This is a genomic window from Kribbella swartbergensis (assembly GCF_054784135.1).
Map to the genome: position 1 here is coordinate 221,324 of NZ_BAAGPM010000014.1, position 19,034 is coordinate 240,357.

A 19,034-nucleotide genomic window follows, 5' to 3' on the forward strand; every position below is an offset into this window, starting at 1 on the left:
GTCAGTGGTGCGCCGGGCGGGTCAGGAGGGTTCGAGGGTGAGGCTGATGCTGTTGATGCAGTAGCGCTGGTCGGTGGGGGTGGGGTAGCCCTCGCCTTCGAAGACGTGGCCGAGGTGGGAGCCGCAGTTGGCGCAGCGGACCTCGACGCGCTTCATGCCCAGGGTGCGGTCCTCGATGTACTCGACCCGGTCCTCGGCGAGCGGCGCGTAGAACGACGGCCAGCCGCAGTGGGAGTCGAACTTGGTCTCGCTGCGGAACAGCTCGGCATCACACGCCCGGCACTTGTACACACCGACGGTCTTGGTGTCGGTGTACTCACCGGTGAACGGCCGCTCGGTGCCGGCCTGGCGCAGTACGTGGAACTCGGCGGGCGTCAGCTGCGCCTTCCACTCCGCCTCGGACTTCTGTACGGCGTACTGCTTCGTGTCATCTGTCACGATCCCAGTATCGGCGCCCGGACAAGGAAAACCCCGCCCGGGCGCCGCCCGTAAGAGTCCCGCAATCACCGGTGCCAGGACGGCAGGGGTACCACGCGCACCACCTGCGGGTCGTGGTCACTGATCTGGTCGGGGAACTCGGCGTTCATGTGGACGATGTCGTACGACGACGCCGGCTGCAGGTTCTGCGAGATCAGGATCTGGTCGAGGATCTGGCTGTTGCCCTCGAAGACGTAGCTGTAGCGCTCGCTCGGCGGCAGTGTCCGCGGCATGTCGATCAGCGCGGTCTTGCCGGAGCCGACCAGGATGTCCGTCGTCTGCGAGAAGTCGAAGTCGTTGATGTCGCCGAGCACGATCACGTTCGCGCCGGTGTCCTCGGCCAGGATCTGGTCGACGAACCGGCGGACCGACTGGGCCTGCTGGTGCCGCTTCGCCGCGGTCACCTGGACCGGGGGCTGGGTGCGGCCCCACAGCGGGTCGTCGCCGCCCTTGGAGCTGAAGTGGTTGACCACGACGAACAGGCTCTGGCCGTGCCACTTGAACTCGCCGGCGAGCGGGACCCGGGCGGCCTCCCACGCCGGGTTGGCCGGGTCGACGCGGCCGGGCGAGGCGCTCAGGTGCGGCCGGCCGAACCGGTCGGTGACGATCGTGGTCGCGACCGTGGACCCGCCGCCGGGACGGTCGACGAACTTGACCGGCTTGTCGGTGCGGTACAGGAAGGCGACCCGGATGTTGCCGCCCGGCTCGCCGCCCTCGGCGTTGTTCACCGGGTCGATCTGCCGCCAGGCGTACTCCGGTCCGCCGGCCTTGACGATCGCGGCCACGAGCTTGTTCAGCGTCACGTCGGCGGCCGTCGTACCGGAGTTCGTGGCGCCGTCGTTGTCCTGCACCTCCTCCAGCCCGATGATGTCCGGAGCCGCGAGGTTGCGAACCACCGCCTGCGCGAGCCCGTCGAACTTGGCGTCGCCGTCGGACGGGTCGAGGTTCTCCACGTTGAACGTGGCGACCGACACCTGCAGCGGCGACGAGGCCTTGGTCGTCTCCCGCGTCACACCGCCGTCGACCACGGTCGGCGTCTGCGTCGGCAGGAACTTGAAGTTGCCGAAGGAGTAGTCCAGTACGCCGGTCACGACCCCGGCCAGCGTGTCGCCGGTCTTGGCGGTCGGGATCGGCGCCAGTACGTCGTCCAGCAGCACACGCTCGGGATTGCTGTCGGCCTTCTGCAGCACGATGCCGCCGCGGACCGTCCGGACCGTGGAACCTGCCGGTACGACGGACAGCTCACGGAACGAGCTGGTCGGACCGGTGACCTGCGGCTCGTCGATGCCGAGCCACATGCCTTCCAGCGATTCCCAGAAGTCCAGGCCGTCGGTCGCCGGCTCGAACGTGCCGGTGGTCTCGACGTCGCCGTTGGAGTCGTCGTCGATCACCGTCGACGGCGGGACCCGGCCACCCGGGCCGACGATCGTCGGCGCCGGCACGGCAGCGGTCCCGGTGACGGTGACCCGGGGGTTGGTGATCTCGGTGGTGGTGAGGTTGTCGGTGCCGACCGATCCGCCGGGACGGAACTCGGCGACCGTGCCCTGGACCGTCACCGCGTCGCCGACGTTCACGGTCGGGGCCGAGCCGGTGAACACCAACAGGCCCTCGCTCGTGGCCGGGTCGGTGTCGGGTTGCGGGTCCTGGAACCAGAACCCGTTCCGGCCGACGACGGTGACCACGCCGGTGACGTTGCCGACCAGCTTGCCGTTCAGCGGCGACAGGTGCGCGGAGCCCTGGATGTCGCGGATCTTCGCGTCGATCGGGTCCGGGTCGGGCGGCGTCGAGGTCAGCGTCTTCGGCGACGGGTTGACGGCGGCGAACTCGGTGCTGTTGTTGTCCGCGTCCTTGGTCGGGTCCTTGCGGGTGGCGGACGTGGTGTTCGACGTACCCGGCGCCGCCGCGGTCTCGAAGTCGTTGGCCGCGCCGTAGCCGACGAAGTCGACCACACCCGGCGCGGTCGCACAGCCCGTCGTACAGGTCAGGCTCGTGGTCGAGGTGACCAGGGCGACCTTCCCGGACGACGCGGACATGTTCACGCTGCCGGTCGCGTCCGGGGTCGGCAGCGGCTGCCCGGTGGCGCCGCCGGAGGCGCCCTGCGCGAGGTAGACCCCGCCGGGCGCGATCGAGCCGGTCAGGGTGATCTTGTTCGCCCAGGAGGTGCCGCTCGACGACGCGTACTGGATCGACCAGCCGGTCAGGTCGACCGGCGACGAGCTGTTGTTGGTCAGTTCGACGAAGTCGTGCGTGTACGGCGCCCCGGTGTTTCCGCCACCGCCGTACACCTCGGTGATGACCACGGTGGACGAGGCGGCGTCCGCCGGTGCGGCGGCGAGTGCGACCGCGGCACCGGAGCAGACGAGACTTGAGGTGACCACGAGGGCGCCCAGGCGGCGCCGTGGTCGGTTCTGGGCAGACATGGCCGGATTCTCACACCCGTACTGGTCCCGGCCAAGGTCCAACGCGTGAACACCAGGTGCGCCGCGGAAAGGCACGGGTGATCATTCGCGGGACAGGGCGACCAGGCGGTAGACCTCGACCGGCTCGGCCTTGCCCTTGAGCTCCACCAGGCCCAGCGACTCGGTCACGGCCTCGGGCAGCAGGGCCTTGGTGGCCGGGCCGATGGCCACGCCGCCGCCGGGGGCTTTGCCCTCGATCCGGGAGGCGACGTTGACCGTGTCGCCGATGACGGTGTGGGTGCGGCCGCCCTCGGTGCCGAGCAGGCTGACGGAGGCGACGCCGCTGTTGATGCCGACCCGGAACCGCGGCCACTCCGGGTGTGCCTTCAGGACTTCCGCCGCCGCCTCCTGCAGCGCGAGCCCGGCCGCGGCGGCTCGCGCCGCGTGGTCCGGCTGGTCGCCGCGCTTGTTGAACGTGACCATCAACGCGTCGCCGATGATCCGGTCCACGTCGCCGCCGTGACGCCGTACCACCGGAGGCACGACGACCTCGAAGTACGTGTTGAGCATCGCGGTGACCTCGGCCGGGTCGTGGTTCTCGGAGAACGTGGTGAACCCCTGCAGATCCGCGAACAGCACGCTCAGCTCCCGCCGTCCGGACACCGTGTCCTCGAGGTACAGGTCGGCGAAGCGTTCCTCGTACCACTGCATGCGGACGCCGGCCACGACCAGGACGAACGCGGCGAGCATCAGCACGTGCCATTCCCACCACGACAACGCCCAGTTCCGGGCGAACACCAGCGCGACCATCGCCTCGGCGAGCAGCACGAACGCCGCGATCATCGACAACAGCATCAGCGACGGCCGTTCCGACCAGTTCCGCCAGTAGCGGCCGGCCGCGATCGCGTAGAGCAACACCGCCGGTACGGCAAGCGCGCTGAGGATGCCGCCGGCAACTTCCGGTACGGCGGTGCCGTGCAGCGGAGGCAACCGCAGTACGGAGGCCAATGCCCACAAGGCCATCAGGACAAGCAATCCCGCGCGCAGCCACCGTCCCCAGCGGACAGCGGTGACGACGCGCCCGCCGGTCATGTTCAGGCTCGACAGAACTGCGAACACCGAGCCCAACGCCACACCGACCGGTGTCGCCAGAGTGAAGCCGGCGTTCGGTGTGTCGAGCAGCACCTTCGGTGTCGCGAGTGCGTGCAAGCCGAGAAACCCGGCCGCCGACAGGAAAGCCAGCGACACCATCAGCACGCGAGGATCACCACGTCGCAGGGCCGCGGCGCCGGTCGCGTAGGCCAGTACGGCGCTCAGCACCGCAGTCAGCAGCACCAGCCAGAAGTGCGCGGGGTGGTGCTCCCAGTGCACGTCCAACTGCGGTCGCCGCAACACCAGGAGCAACCCCGCCAGCGGTACCAGCAAGACCAGCACGGTCAGGCCGACCATCGCCGGCGTGTAGACGAACCGCCGTTCAGGCATCTGCGGACGCCTTCAAATGCGTGTGGATCTGCGACACCACCACGGACCCCTCACCGACGGCCGACGCCACCCGCTTGACCGAACCGGACCGGACGTCGCCGATCGCGAAGAGCCCAGGCAGCGTCGTCTCGTAGGGCTGCGGCGGCCGCGACTCGTTCCACTGCGGATCCGCGGCGGCATCCGAGCCGGTCAGTACAAAACCACGAGCGTCCCGGCCGACCTTGTCCGGCAACCAGTCCGTACCCGGTACCGCGCCGATCATCACGAACAACCCGTCGACCGGGAGCGACTCCTCGGAACCGGTCAGCCGATCGCGCAGTACGACGTGCTCGAGCCGGCCGTCGCCGCCACCACCGACGACCTCACTGTTGGCATGCAGCGCCACGTTGGGCGCGGCGTCGATGGCGTCGATCAGGTACTGCGACATGGTCGCGGACAGATCGTTGCCGCGGATCACCAAAGTCACCTGCCGGCAGTAGCGGGCCAGATGCAACACCGCCTGTCCGGCGGAGTTCCCGCCACCGACCACAGCCGCGTCGAGCCCCTGTAAGCCATGGGCTTCCGACACGCTCGCGCCGTAGTACACGCCGTTGCCCATCAGCTTCTCCAGGGACGGCACCTCGAGGCGCCGGTACGACACCCCGGTCGCCAGCACGACCGCCCGTGCCGTCACCTCACCCACCTCACCGATGACAGCGCGGAAGTGGTCGTCCTCCTTCTCCAGCGAGACGATCGACCGCATCAGCACGAAGTGCGCGCCGAAGACCCACGCCTGCTGATACCCGCGCTGGGCGAGTTCGGAGCCACGGATGCCACGGGAGAAGCCCAGATAGTTCCGGATCAGCGAACTCGTCCCCGCCTGCCCGCCGATCGACTCCCGCTCCACCACCAGCGTCCGAAGGCCCTCCGACGACGCGTACACGGCCGCCGCGAGCCCACCCGGCCCGGCCCCGATCACCAGGACGTCGAACGAGTCCTCGCCGTCGGCCAGGGTCGTCGGCACCCCCCACGCCTCGGCGATCTCGGCATCGGTCGGGTTCCGCAGTATCGGGCCGCCCACCGCCGGCATCCAGACCAGGACACCGTCACCGGGATCGGGCTCGCCGATCCAGCGCAGCGCCGCCTCTGCCAGCGGCGAACCGCTGGCCCGGAACGCGCTCGGAATCCCGTTGCGGGCCAGCAGACTGCGGATCGCCTGGCCGCGCACGGAATGGCCGGACGCGATCACCACCACCTCACGCAGGTTGGCGACCTCGAACCTGGACCACTCCTGGATGAACTCCGCGATCGTCCGGTGGAACAGTTCGTCCCGCTCGATCCACGGCTTCAGCACGTAGTAGTTGATGTCCCCGACCGCCATCGCGGACAGGATCGCCGAGGCGGTCGACCGGTCCGCCCACGACCCCCACTCGATCAGCAGCGCCCGCCGAGCGTCCGGATGCGCGGTCCGCGCCACGTCGAAGACGTCGGCCCGATCGTCGTCCGGCAGCGCGTGATCGACCAGGACGACGGCCACCCGCTGCTCCAGCTCGTGTGCGCGCCGCAGACAGTCCGACGCGGCGGCCGCGGTCAGCTCGCCGCGGACCCGGAAATCGACTCCGAACGCCCGCTCGAGCTCTGTCTCACAACGTTCCAGCCGCACGGGATCGGCGTCGACCACCAGCAGCAGCGGCCGCGCCTCACGCAGGCTGGACCTTCCCCCGGGCTCCCCTCCCATGCTTGTGACGGTAAATCCGCCCGCACCGATGGGCAATGGACAAAACGTTTGTTCGCCGGTCCTGCCCACCCCAGTGGGACAGGACCGGCGAAGATTCGACCACAGCTCAAACGGTCAGTTGACGTTCACCGCGGACCACGCGGCGGCGACCACGGCACGCTCGGTGCTGGTCGCGCCGTACAGGTCGGTGGCCGCGTTCAGCGTCGCGGTCCGGGCCTGGGCGTACGTCGTACCGGTCGTCATGTACACGGTGAGCGCGCGGTACCAGATCTTGCCGACCTTGTCCCGGCCGATGCCGGTGACGGTGGAGCCGTTGCAGGTCGGCGAGTCGTGCGGAAGTCCGCCGAACTCCTTGGCGCCGCTGCCCTCGGAGGCGAGGTAGGCGAAGTGGTTCGCCACGCCGGAGGAGTAGTGCACGTCGAGGTTGCCGATGCCGGAGTAGTAGCAGTCGGGGGAGTTGCCGTCCCTGCTCGGCTTGTCCATGTATCGCAGCGCCGGGCGGTCCTTCATGATCTCCTCGCCGATGTAGTAGTCGCCCGGATCGGAGGCCCGGTTCGAGTAGAACTCGACGAAGGTGCCGAAGATGTCGCTGGTCGCCTCGTTCAGGCCGCCGGACTCACCGGAGTAGGTGAGGTTCGCGGTCGCCGAGGTCACGCCGTGGGACATCTCGTGGCCGGCCACGTCGATCGACACCAGCGGACCGGCCACCACGCCGTCGCCGTCGCCGTACGTCATCTGCTTGCCGTCCCAGAACGCGTTCACGTAGTTGGTGCCGTAGTGCACCCGGCTCGGCACGCCCTTGCCGTTGTTGAAGATGCCATTGCGGCCGTGCTGGGTCTTGTAGTAGTCCCAGGTCGTGGCGGCACCGTAGTGCGCGTCGACCGCGGCTGTCTGCCGGTTCGTGTTCAGCCCGTTGCCCCAGTGGTTGTCGGCGTCGGTGAACCGGGTCGGCACCGGGCAGCCGAAACCGAAGAGCTGGCACAGGGCCGAGTCGGTCTTGTTGTTCGCGTCGGCCGTGTAGCCGTTGCCGCGCACCGGGTCGGTCAAGGTGAACCCACCGGTCGCCGGCGTGCTGTCGATCGGCACGGTCCCGCTGTACAGGCTCTGGCCGTCGCCGGTCGCTGTCTGGACGTGCTGCTCGGAGACGAGTTTGGCCCCGGTGAGTGCGTCGATCGTGGTGGTGACGTGGCTCGGCGTACCGTCCGCCTGGGTCCCGGCCGAGGTGACCAGGTAGGCCAGCCGCGGCGCACCCTTGCGGGCCTCGATCACGAGCGTCGGCTTGCCCTCGGCCCGCTGCCCGCGCGACAGGGCCTTCGCGGTGGCCGTGGCGGCGCTCACCTTCGGGGTCCGGCCGACATCGGCGGTGCGGCTCAGGGTCAGGCTGGCACCCTTCCAGCTGCCGTCCTTGGCCTGGTGGACGACGACGTCGCCGCCGAGCACCTTCAGGCCGCCGACGGTCCGGTCCATCCGGACGTGGCTGGACCCGTCAGGGTCGACGATGACGTCCCGGACGACGAACGCGTCGGCACCGGTGGCCCGCACGGCGGCGAGGTTGGCGCCGATGGCGGCCTTGGCCCGGGCAACGGCCGTTGCAGGGGTGGGAACGGGGTCTGCCGTCGGCGCACCGGTGGCGGTGGTGGCGCCGGTCAGACCGAGGGCGGTGGTCGTCGCCACTGCGGTGGCAGCGGCGAACAGGGCGGATCTGTTCATCCTCGCGCTCCTTCAGAGGTGTCCCGGGGGCCTCACGCCCCAGGAACGAGGTGCAGGCACGTTACCGCCCGGTCACCTACCGTGGCCAGGGGTCGCGAACCCCACCTTTCCCGCCGCCGGCCGGGAAATTTCAGCGAGCGCAGCCGGATTTGGTCCGTGCCGGGCGGTAGCGTCGCGGCATGGCGGCGACCAAGGCAATCGAGCTGGAGATCGCGGGGCGGACGGTGCGGGTGAGCAGCCCGGACAAGCCGTACTTCGCCGACCGCGGGCTCACCAAGCTGGACATCGTGAACTACTTCGTCGCGGTCGGGGACGGCATCCTCGGCGCGCTGCGGGACCGGCCGACGACCCTTGAGCGCTGGCCGAGCGGCTGGTTCGAGGGCGCCAAGCTGTCCACCCGGATGGACAACAAGGGCGACGCGTTCTACCAGAAGCGGATCTCCAAGGGCGCGCCCGACTGGATCGAGACCGCGACCATCGCGTTCCCGAGCGGCCGGCCGGCCGACGAGCTGTGCCCGACCGAGCTCGCGGCCGTCGTCTGGGCCGTCAACCTCGGCACCCTGACCTTCCACCCCTGGCCGGTACGGCGTCCGCTCGTCGACAACCCCGATCAGCTCCGGATCGACCTCGACCCGCAGCCGGGCACGGACTTCAAGAACGCGGTCACCGTCGCGCCGGTGCTGCGTGAGCTGCTCGCCGAGCACGGCCTGGAGGGCTACCCGAAGACGTCAGGCGGTCGCGGGCTGCACGTGTACGTGCCGATCGAGCCGCGGTGGGACTTCATCCAGGCCCGCCGCGCGGTGATCGCGGTCGGCCGGGAGCTGTCCCGGCGGATGCCGGAGCAGGTCACCGTGAACTGGTGGAAGGAGGAGCGCGGCGAACGCGTCTTCATCGACTACAACCAGATGGCCCGCGACCGCACGATCGCGTCGGCCTACTCGGTCCGCCCGAACGCACGCGCCCGCGTCTCGGCGCCCCTGCGGTGGGAGGAGCTCGAGGACGTCGTACCGGACGACTTCGACGTCCTCACCATGCCGGCCCGCTTCGCCGAGGTCGGCGACCTGCACGCGGCCGTCGGCGAGAAGGCGTTCTCCCTGGAGTCCCTGCTGGAGCTGTCCGCCAAACACGAACGCGACCACGGCGAAGGCGACCTGCCCTACCCGCCCGAGTACCCGAAGATGCCCGGCGAGCCGAAGCGCGTCCAACCCTCCAAGGACCGCGACCGGCCCAGGGACTAGACCGCCTAGAACGCGCGCAGGGCGCCGCCGTCGATCGGGAGGATGGCGCCGGTGATGTAGGAGGCGGCGGGGGAGAGGACGAAGGCGGCGACGCGGCCGAACTCGTCGGGGGTGCCGTAGCGGCGGAGCGGGATGGTCTTCTCGGAGGCGCGGCGGGCCGCTTCCGGGTCGCCGCCCTTGGCGTCGAGTTCCTTCACCCGGTCGGTGGCGATCCGGCCCGGCATCAGGCCGTTGACGCGGATCCCGTTCGGCCCGAGCTCGTCGGCCAGCGTCTTGGCGACCATCGCCAGCCCCGGACGCAGCCCGTTCGAGATGGCCAGGCCGGGGATCGGGGACTTCACCGACGACGACAGCACGAAGGCGACCGACGTACCCTCCGAACCGGCCCGGGCGACCGAGCGGGCGATCCGCAGGCCGCCGAGGAAGACGCTGTCGAAGGCGTTCCGCCAGTCGTCCTCGTCGGTGTCCAGCGCGGTCCCCGGCCGCGGGCCGCCGACGCTGATCAGGGCGCCGTGCAGCGCACCCCACTTCGCGATCGCGGTCGCGGCCAGCCGCTCGGCACTCTCCGGGTCGGCGTTGTCGACCGGGATACCGACCACGTTCTCACCGAGCTCGGCGGCGGCGCGTGAGATCGACTCCTCGCTGCGGCTGGAGATGACCAGCCGGGCACCTTCCGCGGCGAGGGCTTTCGCGGTGGCGAAGCCGAGACCGGCGCTCGCGCCGGTGACGATGTACGTGCGATCGCGCAGTCCGAGGTCCACGGGCACCATCCTGCCTCACCGCACCCGATCTCGCACGCCGACGCCGGTTGGTGGCCGACGGCAAGTTCTCGGCGACTAGTACGCCGACCTGCGCAACGGACTCTCGCTGCTGTTGAGATGCCAGCCGGTGTTGACCAGGCCGAGATGCGAGAACGCCTGCGGGAAGTTGCCCAGCATCCGCCCGGTCGCCGGGTCGTACTCCTCCGCGAGCAGGCCCACATCGTTGCGCAAGGCAACAAGCCGGTCGTAGAGGTTGCGGGCCTCGCCGACCCGGCCGATCAGCGCCAGCGAGTCGGCCAGCCAGAACGAGCAGATCAGGAACACGCCCTCGTCGCCGGCCAGCCCGTCGTCGACGTGCGAGGTGATGTACCGGCGGACGAATCCGTCGTACCCGAGCTCCTTCTGCACCGCCTCGACGGTGCCGACCACCCGCGGGTCGTCCGGCGGCAGGAAGCCGACCTGCGGGATCAGCAGTACGGCGGCGTCGAGCGCCTTGCTGCCGTAGGCCTGGGTGAAGGTGCCGCGATCGGTGTCGAACGCCTTCTCACAGACCTCGCGATGGATCTCGTCCGCGGTCGCCCGCCACTGCTGGGCCGGTCCGCTCATGCCGAACCGTTGAACCGCCCGCGCGGCCCGGTCGAACGCGACCCAGGCCATCACCTTCGAGTACGTGAAGTGCTGCCGGCCGCCGCGGACCTCCCAGATCCCCTCGTCCGGCTGCCTCCAGACGTCGGTCAGGTGCCGCATCAGACCGCGTTGCATCGACCATGCGTCGTCGCTCGGCCCGACCTGGGACTCCCGGGCGAGCGCGAGGACGTCCATCACCTCGCCGAACACGTCGAGCTGCAACTGCTCCGCGGCGGCGTTCCCGATCCGGACCGGTTGCGAGCCGCCGAACCCGGGAAGCCAGCCGGCCTCGAGTTCGGTGAGCCGCCGCTCGCCGGTGACGCCGTACATGATCTGCAGGTCGGCGGGCGACCCCGCGATGGCCCGCAGCAGCCAGTCGCGCCAGGCGCGCGCCTCCTCGGTGAACCCGGACCGCAGCAACGCGGTCAGCGTCATCGTCGCGTCCCGCAGCCAGCAGAACCGGTAGTCCCAGTTCCGTTCGCCGCCGAGCGTCTCGGGCAGGGACGTGGTCGCAGCCGCGACCAGGCCGCCGGACGGCGAGTAGGTCAGCGCCTTCAGCGTGAGCAGCGACCGAGTGACCTCCTCGTCGAACCCGTCGACGTCGTTGCCATGGGCGATCCAGTCGGTCCAGTACGTCTCGGTGGGTCCGAGCGCGTCGATTGCGTCGATGGGTTCCGGTACGGCGTCGTGCGACGGATGCCAGGTGAGCACGAACCAGGCCCGGTCGCCCGCGGAGATCTCGAAGTCGGCGTACGTCGCGAAGTCCCGGCCGTACTGGTGGACGTCGGACCGCAGCGACACCGCGTCCGGACCGGCGATCGCCACCACCTGACCGTTGACACTGCGGACCCACGGGACCACGTGGCCGTAGTCGAACCGCAGCCGCAACTCGGACCGCATCGCGACCCGGCCGCGGATGCCTTCCACGATGCGTACGACGTCCGGCGCCTTGTCGCGCGGCGGCATGAAGTCGATCACTCGCACCGAACCCGCCGGGGTCGACCACTCGGTCTCCAGGACGAGCGTGTCACCGCGGTAGTGGCGGCTGCTGCGGGCATCGGCGTCGCGCGGCGCGAGCCGCCAGTGGCCGTTGTCGTCGGTGCCGAGGAGCGCGGCGAAGCAGGCCGGCGAGTCGAACCGCGGCAGGCACATCCAGTCGATCGAGCCCTGTTTCGACACCAGTGCCGCGGTCTGGGTGTCACCGATCAGCGCGTAGTCCTCAATCCGCCGCTCCGGCACGGACGCCGGGTCGGGCCGGGTCGGACGAGTCGTCGTCGGAGGAGTCACCGGATCCGTCCTGTCGGGAGAAGTAGATCAGCCCGCCGATGGCGAGCAGGGCGAAGAAGAACCATTGCAGCCCGTAGAAGAAGTGTGGCCCGTCGTCGATCTCCGGACCCGGGAACGCGCCGAACGCCGGGTCGTTGGCCGGCTCCTGCTGGTCGATCGTCAGATACCCGTCGTACAGGTTCAGGCCGAGCACCTTGGCGTAGTCGGGTCCGTTGATCAGCCGCGCCGTCCCGTTGTCCGGCGTACCGCCGGTGGTGTGCCCGCCGCGCTCGCTGCGCCGCAGCCGGCCGGTGATCGTCACCTCGCCCGGCGGTACGGCGGGGATGTGGCCCGGCGCGAGCTCGGCACCCTGACGGGCCAGGAACCCGCGGTCGACCAGGATCGCCTTGCCGTCCGGGAGCAGCAGCGGGGTGACGATCTCGAACCCGGGCCGGTCCTTGACGTTGCGGTACCGCAGGACGATCTGCTTCGAGGCGTCGTACCGGCCGGTGACGACCGCCGCCCGCCAGTCGTGCTGCTCGCCGACGACTCCGTCCGGGCCGACGATCTGGTCGATCGGCGCCGGCGGAGCGGCCAGGTTCGCGCGGGTGACGTCGTTGCGCGCCTTCCGCTCGTCGAGGCGGTGGAACTGCCAGCGGCCGAGCTGGACACACACCCCGGCGAGCAGCAGTACCGCCAGTGCGGCAGCGATCCAGCGGACATTCAGCAGACGACGCACATCTCGAACTTAAGCCATCGGCTGAAACCGTTGGCGTCCGGCACGTAGGCTGGAGCCGTGACAGCGACGGACGAGGTGACGCAGCTGGGCCTGGCGGACAGGTTCGGCCGGGTGGCCACGGACCTGCGGGTGTCGTTGACCGACCGCTGCAACCTGCGCTGCACGTACTGCATGCCCGAAGAGGGCCTGGACTGGCTGGCGAAGCCGGAGCTGCTCACCGACGACGAGGTGGTTCGGCTCGTTTCGGTGGCGGTTCGGTTACTCGGCGTACACGAAATCCGTTTCACCGGCGGCGAGCCGCTGCTGCGCCGCGGCCTGGTCGGCATCGTCGCCCGTACGACGGAACTGCTGCCACGGCCCGAGGTGTCGCTGACGACCAACGGGATCGGCCTGGCCCGGCAGGCCCAGGCGCTCAAGGACGCCGGGCTGGACCGGGTGAACGTGAGCCTCGACACGATCCGGCCGGACACGTTCCAGCAGCTCACCCGGCGGGACCGGCTCAAGGACGTCCTGGCCGGGCTGGAAGCGGCCCAGGACGCGGGGCTGACACCGGTCAAGGTCAACGCGGTGCTGATGCGCGGGCTGAACGACCAGCAGGCGCCCGAGCTGCTGGAGTTCTGCCTGGAGCGTGGCTACGAACTGCGGTTCATCGAGCAGATGCCGCTGGACGCGCAGCACGGCTGGGACCGCGCCACCATGGTCACCGCCGACGAGATCCTCGCCCAGCTCGCCGAGCCGTTCGATCTCGAGCCGACGGACGCGGCGGCCCGGGGGAGTGCGCCGGCCGAGCAGTTCACGGTGCGCGGCGGGCCGCAGACCGTCGGCATCATCGCGTCGGTCACGCGCCCGTTCTGCGGCGACTGCGACCGGGTCCGGCTGACCGCCGACGGACAGGTCCGCGACTGCCTGTTCGCGCGCACCGAATCCGACCTCCGGACGGCGCTGCGTTCGGGGGCCGGCGACGAGGAGTTGGCCGACCGCTGGCGGCGGGCGATGCGGGGCAAACTTCCGGGCCACGGGATCAACGATCCGAGCTTCTTGCAGCCCACTCGTCCGATGTCCGCGATCGGCGGCTGAACCGGCTGAACGCCGTACCGAACCGGCCCAATCCGGAAATGTAGTTTTTCGGCTCGGGATTCATCCGGAGAATGGCTCGACCTCGCGCAGGAATGACCGTCGGGCGAGGAAGTCCGAGAGGCTCTCCTTGTGTTCGTCACAGGCCAGCCAGGTCTTACGCCGGTCCGGGGTGTGGATCTTCGGGTTGTTCCACAGCAGCGCCCACTGAGCCTGCGCGCCGCATCCCTTGGCAGAGCACAGCGACGGCAGTGCTTCTTCGGTCATGAGTGGCTCTCCTGAATGCTGTCCCCGCCCCACCGCGCCGGTCTTTCCCGAGTGGACAGGCGAATTGTTCCTGACCACTCAATTATCAAAACGGTGGGGAAAATGAAGCGACGTCGGACAGCCACGGGGGGAGCCGTCCGACGCCGCATCAAGTCCCTGAATTTCATCCGTGAACTTCAAGGCACGCGGGAGATTCTGACACGAACGACGCCGAAGTTTCCAGTCCCGGCCCAGATCACTTTTCGGTGTCGATCTTCCGGCCCTGATCGGGGTCCGTATCCGGCGGTGTGACGACGATGTGGTGCGATCCGATCGCGGGGCGATCCGGGGCCACGTAGGCGTCGGCGCCGGACAGTTTCGTCGACCGGTGCGCGTTCGCCAGCACGACGGCGAAGTACGGCAGCGCGATCGCCGCGACGACGAACATCCAGCGCCAGGGCGACGGGGTGAGGACGGCGAGGACGAAGCAGACGATCCGGATCGACATCATCCACGCGTACCGAGCGATCCGGCTGTCCAGATCCTCGGACCGGCCCGGTTGCGCGGTCGTCACCGACACCACGGTCTCACCGGCCCGCTCACGGCGTCTCGACATCTATCCTCCTCACCAACACCCACGGTACGCCGTGCCCTCGGCACAGGCGCAGCCAGCATCGCGAGGCTGCGCAACTTCGAAAGGACTGGCTCATGACCGACCGCACCTACCGCGTCACCGAGATCGTCGGAACCTCGAAGGAAGGGGTGAACCAGGCGATCACGAACGGGATCACCCGGGCCGGCGAGACGCTGCGGCACCTCGACTGGTTCGAGGTCACCGAGATCCGCGGCCACATCGTCGACAACCAGATCGACCACTACCAGGTCGGCATGAAGGTCGGCTTCCGCCTCGAAGACGCCTAGCTGCACCGCCCACCCCCACCCCGCTGACGCCACCATCTCAGGGGTCAACCCCTGAGATGGTGGGTTGCCACCCTGCATGCACCCGGGGCAACCCACCACGTGAGGGGTTGGCCCCTGGGATGGGTCGGCTGCGGCGGCGGTCGACCCGCTGTGCGGGGCGCCCGGCGAGTGGCGATAGCGTTCGTGCGACTGGTGACGTGTGAGGAGGGCTTGTGAGCAGGTCGGTGTTGGTGACCGGTGGCAACCGGGGGATCGGGCTGGCGATCGCGACCGCGTTCCGGGAGGCCGGCGACCAGGTCGCCGTCACCTACCGCAGCGGTGAACCGCCCGAGGGCTTCCTCGGGGTCAAGTGCGACATCACCGACCAGGAGCAGGTCGACGCGGCTTTCGAGACGATCCAGCAGGAGCAGGGCCCGGTCGAGGTGCTGGTGGCGAACGCCGGCATCACCCGCGACACGCTGTTGCTGCGGATGTCCGACGACGACTGGTCCTCGGTGATCGACACGAACCTCACCGGTTCCTTCCGGGTCGCCCGGCGGGCGGCCAAGGGGATGCTGCGGCTGCGCAAGGGCCGGATCGTGTTCATCTCCTCGGTTGTCGGCATGCTCGGCTCACCCGGCCAGGTGAACTACGCGGCCAGCAAGTCCGGCCTGATCGGCATGGCCCGCTCGATGGCCCGCGAACTGGGCAGTCGCGGCATCACCGCGAACGTCGTCGCTCCGGGTTTCGTCGAGACCGACATGACCGCGGTGCTGCCGGAGGAGACCCAGAAGCAGTACCTGAGCCAGATCCCGCTCGGCCGGTTCGGGCTGACCGAGGAGATCGCCAACGCGGTGCGCTGGCTCGCTTCCGCGGAGGCCGGTTACATCACCGGTGCGGTGATCCCGGTCGACGGCGGCATCGGCATGGGCAACTGAGACAACCAACTCTCTAGCAAACCTCACTACGAAAGGGACGCCGGTGGGCATCCTCGACGGCAAGCGGATCCTGGTCGCCGGAGTCACCTTGGACTCCTCGATCGGCTTCGCCACGGCCAAGGTGGCGCAGGAACAGGGCGCCACCGTGCTGATCTCGAACTTCGGCCGCGCGCTGAGCATCACCAAACGGATCGCCAAACGCCTGCCGGTCGAGCCGCCTGTCCTGGAGTTGGACGTGACGAATCCCGACCACCTCGCGGCGCTGCCGGACGCCGTACGCGAGCACGTGGACGGCCTCGACGGCGTCGTGCACTCGATCGCGTACGGCAACCCGGAGACGATCCTCGGCGGCAAGTTCCTGGACGGGCCGTGGGAGGACGTGTCCCAGGCCGTGCACGTGTCGGCGTACTCGCTGAAGGCGCTCGCGGTCACCTGCGCGCCGCTGATGAGCCGCGGCGGCAGCATCGTCGGGCTGACGTTCGACGCCACCGTGGCCTGGCCCGGGTACGACTGGATGGGCGTGGCCAAGGCCGCGCTGGAGTCGACGAACCGCTACCTGGCCCGTGACCTCGGCGCCCAGGGCATCCGCTGCAACCTGGTCTCGGCCGGCCCGCTGAAGACGCTGGCCGCCAAGGCGATCCCGGGCTTCGAGAAGTTCGAGGAGCCGTGGCTGGACCGGGCCCCGCTCGGGTGGGACCCGTCCGACCTGGAGCCGACCGGCCGGACCATCGTCGCCCTGCTCAGTGACTTCTTCCCCGCGACCACCGGCGAGATCGTGCACGTCGACGGCGGCTACCACGCGATGGGAGCGTAGGGGTTGGCCACATCTCTGGTTGAGCTCCGGGTCCTGGACGGCGCCAACCTCTACTTCAGTCGTGCCGCCGTCAAGCTCACGCTCGACGTGTCCGCACTCGTCGACGCCCCGGCCCCGGCCGCGAAGGCGTACGCCCAGGCCATCGGTCTCGGCGCAACCCGGCCCGGCCGGATCGGCTCCGGGTTCCGGCAGCGGTTCGCGATCCGGGTCGCGGGTCACGTCGTCCGGCGGATCGCCCGCGAGGCCGGGATCGGCCGGATCGGCGTCCGGGTCCGCCCGGAGTCCGACGTACGGCGTCTCGTCGTGGCCTTCCCGTGGGCACACGAGGGCCGGGCCCGGGCACTCGGGCAGGCGATCGCCGACGTGGTGGACGCCTTCGGCACCGACGACCTGAGCGACCTGATCGCGACGGTCGGGGACCGGGTGCGCAACGAGCCGCCGGGCAACCCGCCGCCGACGCTGCGGCCGAAGGTGCCGGTGGTCGCGGTGACCGGGACGAACGGCAAGACCACGACCTCGCGGATGATCGCGCACATCGGGCGCGCGGCCGGACTGCATGTCGGCTGGTCCAGCACCGACGGCGTCTACTTCGACGGCAAGCTGGTCAAGTACGGCGACTTCTCCGGCCCGAGCGGTGCCGGTCAGGTGCTCTCCCAGCCGGGCATCCAGCTCGCCGTCACCGAGACCGCGCGTGGCGGCATCCTGCGCCGCGGTGTCGGCGTCGCCTCGAACGACGTCTCGGTGGTCACCAACGTCACCGCGGACCACCTCGGCCTGGGCGGGATCGACACCATCGACCAGCTGGCCGAGGTGAAGGCGGTCATCACGCAGATCACCCGGCCGCGCGGCTGGTGTGTGGTGAACGGCGACGACCCGCGGACGTTCGCGATGCGGCTCGGCTCGCCGGCCAAGTGCTGGGTGTTCTCCCGCGACCCCGACTCGCCGTCGATCCGGACCGTGCTCGACGAAGGCGGCCGGGCGACCACGGTGCTGGACGGCTTCATCACGGTGCTCGACCAGTCCAGCGACCCGGAGCCGCTGCTCAAGGTCGTCGACGTACCGATGACCCTGTCCGGACTGTCCCACTACAACGTGGAGAACGCGCTGGCCGCGGCGTCGGCGGCGCTCGGGCTCGGGCTGCCGCGGGCCGCGGTGATCGAGGGCCTCAGCTCGTTCGCGCCGAACGAGAACAACCCCGGCCGGATGAACATGTACTCGCTGCGCGACTTCACCGTGGTGATCGACCTCGCCCACAACGAGGCCGGGCTGGAGGCGCTGCTCGAGATCATGAACGGCGTCCGGCCGCCGGACGGACGGTTGCTGCTGGCCCTCGGTTCGCCCGGGGACCGGGCCGACGAGATGGTGTCCGCGCTGGGTGCGATCGGGGCCCGGGCGGCGGACCGGGTGGTGATCGGCCACAAGAGCGAATACCTGCGCGGGCGGCCGCCGGAGGAGCTCGACGCGGTGTTCCGGGAAGGTGCCGCGTCGGTCGGCATGGACGACGTACCGTCGTTCCCGACCGAGCTGGCCGCGGCGCAGGCGCTGGTCTCGGAGGCGAAGCCCGGCGACGTGGTCGCGGTGATGTCCTTGCAGGATCGGGCGAGTCTTGACGCCTGGTTGCGGGCCGAGGGGGCTACCGTCGACACACCGGAGATCTTGAAGAGCAAGGTCGAGAGAGCCCACGCCTGACCGGGGTGGTGGGGCCGGGAACGCAGAAGGCCGGCCCCGTCCGCCGCGATAGGGGCGGAAACGGGGTGTCATGCGCTACCTGTGGTCCGTGCCGTCCGCGGTCGCCGCGTGGTTCGTGGCCGGGTTCGCCGCCACGTACCTGCAGGGACTCCCGGGCGGGACGACGTACTTCGTGCCACCGCGCCTGGACCTGCTCGTGCTGGGCGGGTTCGCCGGTGGGGTCGCGGCCGGGCTGTTCGTCGGCCGGATCCGGTTCACCCTGCCCCTCGTCGTGGTCGTTGCCTCGGGCATGTGGTGGCTGACCGGGAACTCCTTCACCGAGAGCGGGTTGCTGATCACGTTGCTGGTGGCAAGCGTGCTCGGCGGACTGTTCGGTGCCCTGGGCACCAGGAGCTCGGTCGCGGCCGCATTCGCCCTGGCGATTCCGGTCGCCTGGCTGGCGCTCCGCCCGGCGAACCAGCTGCAGGACTGGCGTTGGCTGTGGCAGCTGAACGGCCTGCTGGTCGCTGCCGGACTGGCGATCCTGTTGTACGTCGCCTGCTGGCGACGCGGCTGGAGATCGGCGTACTTCTGGTTGCCGTTGGCGGGCTTCTATCTGGTGGCGTTCGGGATCGTCGCCGCGGTCCGCACGATCAGCCAGGCGCCTGCCGGTCAGTCGACCGGCAAGACGGCGGACGCGGCGACCGACGCGTTCTTCCGGTCCTTCGAGCCGGTCCTGCGCGAGTACTGGCCGTGGATGGTGCTGGCAGTGCTGCTGGCGATCCCGATGGTGGCACTCAAGCTCCGGGCCCTCCCACCGCCACCGCCACCGCCCGACCCGTACGCCGAGCGCCCCAACGACGCCGTACTCTCCGACGACCTCGACTGGATCGACCGCGACGAGCCTCAGCGCCGACTGCTGCCGCGGCGGCCACAAGCCAGCTCCTGAGTGTGTTGCCCGGGAGGTCGAGTCCTCTC

Annotated in this window: 17 protein-coding genes; 7 read left to right on the forward strand and 10 right to left on the reverse strand. The window is 69.9% G+C overall.

From position 1 onward, the window contains the following. Nucleotides 1–21: 21 nt before the first annotated feature. The 5 genes from msrB to ACYVOK_RS07885 all read right to left on the reverse strand — a co-directional run bounded on the left by msrB (nucleotide 22) and on the right by ACYVOK_RS07885 (nucleotide 7,785). Nucleotides 22–438 (reverse strand): peptide-methionine (R)-S-oxide reductase MsrB, encoded by a 417-nt coding sequence (gene msrB / locus ACYVOK_RS07865; RefSeq protein WP_460661601.1) that lies wholly within the window; start codon nucleotides 436–438, stop codon nucleotides 22–24. A 65-nt stretch (nucleotides 439–503) separates the two neighbouring features. After that, nucleotides 504–2,897 carry a lamin tail domain-containing protein gene (locus tag ACYVOK_RS07870; protein WP_460661602.1) on the reverse strand — a complete coding sequence of 798 codons (2,394 nt, stop codon included), beginning with the start codon at nucleotides 2,895–2,897 and terminating at the stop codon, nucleotides 504–506. Nucleotides 2,898–2,978: 81 nt separating this feature from the next. Continuing rightward, nucleotides 2,979–4,358, reverse strand: a complete 1,380-nt coding sequence (locus tag ACYVOK_RS07875; protein ID WP_460661603.1) for an adenylate/guanylate cyclase domain-containing protein — start codon at nucleotides 4,356–4,358, stop codon at nucleotides 2,979–2,981. Further along, nucleotides 4,351–6,075 carry an NAD(P)/FAD-dependent oxidoreductase gene (locus ACYVOK_RS07880; protein ID WP_460661604.1) on the reverse strand — a complete coding sequence of 575 codons (1,725 nt, stop codon included), beginning with the start codon at nucleotides 6,073–6,075 and terminating at the stop codon, nucleotides 4,351–4,353. The genes ACYVOK_RS07875 and ACYVOK_RS07880 overlap by 8 nt, the downstream gene beginning before the upstream one ends. Nucleotides 6,076–6,189: 114 nt before the next feature. Then, nucleotides 6,190–7,785 carry a M4 family metallopeptidase gene (locus ACYVOK_RS07885; RefSeq protein WP_460661605.1) on the reverse strand — a complete coding sequence of 532 codons (1,596 nt, stop codon included), beginning with the start codon at nucleotides 7,783–7,785 and terminating at the stop codon, nucleotides 6,190–6,192. Between the two features lie 179 nt (nucleotides 7,786–7,964). Between ACYVOK_RS07885 and ligD the strand changes: the two genes are divergently transcribed. Then, nucleotides 7,965–9,023, forward strand: a complete 1,059-nt coding sequence (gene ligD, locus ACYVOK_RS07890; RefSeq protein WP_460661606.1) for a non-homologous end-joining DNA ligase — start codon at nucleotides 7,965–7,967, stop codon at nucleotides 9,021–9,023. A 5-nt stretch (nucleotides 9,024–9,028) separates the two neighbouring features. Here ligD and ACYVOK_RS07895 read toward each other — a convergent pair whose 3' ends face one another. From ACYVOK_RS07895 to ACYVOK_RS07905, 3 genes are all read right to left on the reverse strand, one after another. Next, a complete protein-coding gene (locus ACYVOK_RS07895; RefSeq protein ID WP_460661607.1) occupies nucleotides 9,029–9,793 on the reverse strand; it encodes an SDR family oxidoreductase in 765 nt (254 codons plus the stop codon). A 66-nt stretch (nucleotides 9,794–9,859) separates the two neighbouring features. Beyond that, on the reverse strand, nucleotides 9,860–11,698 hold the full coding sequence (locus ACYVOK_RS07900) for a glycoside hydrolase family 15 protein (RefSeq protein WP_460661608.1): 1,839 nt from the start codon (nucleotides 11,696–11,698) through the stop codon (nucleotides 9,860–9,862). Beyond that, on the reverse strand, nucleotides 11,631–12,416 hold the full coding sequence (locus ACYVOK_RS07905) for an SURF1 family cytochrome oxidase biogenesis protein (RefSeq protein WP_460661609.1): 786 nt from the start codon (nucleotides 12,414–12,416) through the stop codon (nucleotides 11,631–11,633). The genes ACYVOK_RS07900 and ACYVOK_RS07905 overlap by 68 nt, the downstream gene beginning before the upstream one ends. A gap of 57 nt (nucleotides 12,417–12,473) precedes the next feature. On the opposite strand from ACYVOK_RS07905, the gene moaA reads away from it, so the two are divergent. Further along, a complete protein-coding gene (moaA, locus tag ACYVOK_RS07910) occupies nucleotides 12,474–13,493 on the forward strand; it encodes a GTP 3',8-cyclase MoaA (protein ID WP_460661610.1) in 1,020 nt (339 codons plus the stop codon). Nucleotides 13,494–13,553: 60 nt separating this feature from the next. On the opposite strand, the gene ACYVOK_RS07915 is transcribed toward moaA, so the two are convergent. Together ACYVOK_RS07915 and ACYVOK_RS07920 are read right to left on the reverse strand one after the other, a co-directional pair. Beyond that, nucleotides 13,554–13,757, reverse strand: coding sequence for a hypothetical protein (locus ACYVOK_RS07915; protein ID WP_460661611.1), 204 nt, complete (start codon nucleotides 13,755–13,757; stop codon nucleotides 13,554–13,556). 235 nt (nucleotides 13,758–13,992) lie between these two features. Next, nucleotides 13,993–14,352 (reverse strand): DUF3099 domain-containing protein, encoded by a 360-nt coding sequence (locus tag ACYVOK_RS07920; RefSeq protein ID WP_460661612.1) that lies wholly within the window; start codon nucleotides 14,350–14,352, stop codon nucleotides 13,993–13,995. A gap of 92 nt (nucleotides 14,353–14,444) precedes the next feature. Here ACYVOK_RS07920 and ACYVOK_RS07925 point away from each other — a divergent pair, with 92 nt between their 5' ends. The 5 genes from ACYVOK_RS07925 to ACYVOK_RS07945 all read left to right on the forward strand — a co-directional run bounded on the left by ACYVOK_RS07925 (nucleotide 14,445) and on the right by ACYVOK_RS07945 (nucleotide 19,005). After that, nucleotides 14,445–14,657 (forward strand): dodecin, encoded by a 213-nt coding sequence (locus ACYVOK_RS07925; RefSeq protein WP_460661613.1) that lies wholly within the window; start codon nucleotides 14,445–14,447, stop codon nucleotides 14,655–14,657. A gap of 212 nt (nucleotides 14,658–14,869) precedes the next feature. Beyond that, nucleotides 14,870–15,574 (forward strand): 3-oxoacyl-[acyl-carrier-protein] reductase, encoded by a 705-nt coding sequence (gene fabG / locus ACYVOK_RS07930; RefSeq protein WP_460661614.1) that lies wholly within the window; start codon nucleotides 14,870–14,872, stop codon nucleotides 15,572–15,574. A 43-nt stretch (nucleotides 15,575–15,617) separates the two neighbouring features. Then, nucleotides 15,618–16,388 carry an enoyl-ACP reductase FabI gene (fabI, locus tag ACYVOK_RS07935; protein WP_460661615.1) on the forward strand — a complete coding sequence of 257 codons (771 nt, stop codon included), beginning with the start codon at nucleotides 15,618–15,620 and terminating at the stop codon, nucleotides 16,386–16,388. A 3-nt stretch (nucleotides 16,389–16,391) separates the two neighbouring features. After that, nucleotides 16,392–18,077: a Mur ligase family protein gene (locus ACYVOK_RS07940; RefSeq protein ID WP_460661616.1), complete on the forward strand. Its 1,686-nt coding sequence runs from the start codon at nucleotides 16,392–16,394 to the stop codon at nucleotides 18,075–18,077. 70 nt (nucleotides 18,078–18,147) lie between these two features. Then, a complete protein-coding gene (locus ACYVOK_RS07945; protein ID WP_460661617.1) occupies nucleotides 18,148–19,005 on the forward strand; it encodes a hypothetical protein in 858 nt (285 codons plus the stop codon). Nucleotides 19,006–19,034 lie beyond the last annotated feature (29 nt).